The sequence below is a fragment of the Methylorubrum aminovorans genome (assembly GCF_022179725.1).
In the GTDB taxonomy this organism is placed as follows: Bacteria; Pseudomonadota; Alphaproteobacteria; order Rhizobiales; family Beijerinckiaceae; genus Methylobacterium; species Methylobacterium aminovorans.
Genome location: NZ_BPRC01000091.1, coordinates 1 through 956, shown reverse-complemented (window position 1 = coordinate 956; position 956 = coordinate 1). Strand labels below are relative to the sequence as shown.

The window sequence follows — 956 nt, the reverse complement described above, 5'->3', positions numbered from 1 at the left end:
CCCTCACCGCCACAGTCCCGAACCCGGACAGCCGCTCGGGCCCGAGCCCGCATTTGCAAGGTAGGGTCATGGACGAACAACCCACCGTCTTCGTCGGCATCGACGTATCTAAGGACCGCCTCGACGTTCACCTCAGACCCTCGGACGAGGCGTTTCATGTCGCGCGGGACCAAAAGGGGCTGGAGACCCTCGCCCGGCGCCTCGACAGCCTGCCGGTTGCCCTGGTCGTGCTGGAAGCCACGGGAGGGTTCGAGGCAAGCGTGGCTGCCGCCCTGGCAGCCCTCGGCCTGCCGCTCTGCATCGTCAACCCACGCCAGATCCGCGACTTTGCCAGGGCGATGGGCCGTCTGGCCAAGACCGACACGCTCGACGCCGAGGTCATCGCCCTGTTTGCCGAGCGCATCAGACCTCCGGCCAGACCGCTGCCGGAGCCGGAGAGACGTCACTTCGCTGAGCTCGTGAGCCGGCGGCGACAGATCATCGGGATGACCAACATGGAGGCTAACCGCCGCGACCAAGCGGTGGACAAACAGCTGATACGAAGGCTCAACCGTCACATCTCCTTCTTGGAGCGGGAGCTCGCGGAGCTCGACAGCGAGATCGGCCAAGCTATCGAGGCCTCTCCGGTCTGGTGCGAAACCGAAGCCTTGCTCAAGTCCGTGCCCGGCATCGGCGATGTCACAGCACGAACGCTTCTGGCTCAGCTGCCCGAACTCGGCACCATCGGCCGCCACCAACTCGCGGCCCTCGTCGGTATCGCCCCGATCAACCGTGACTCAGGCCTGATGCGAGGCCGGCGATCCATTGCAGGCGGGCGAACATCTGTTCGGGGTGTGCTGTACATGGCTGCGCTGACCGCGATCCGGCGAGGCTCTCCCTTCCGGCCCTTCTACGAGCGGCTCACCCAGCGTGGCCGACCGAGGAAGGTTGCCCTTGTTGCGGTGATGCGAAAGCTC

1 protein-coding gene is annotated in these 956 nt (G+C 65.9%); it reads left to right on the top strand.

Going from position 1 to position 956, the window contains the following annotated elements; genetic code table 11:
• Positions 1 to 68 precede the first annotated feature (68 nt).
• Positions 69 to 956, top strand: an 888-nt coding sequence (locus MFF24_RS28625) for an IS110 family RNA-guided transposase (protein WP_238229220.1), incomplete at its 3' end; no start/stop codon positions are given.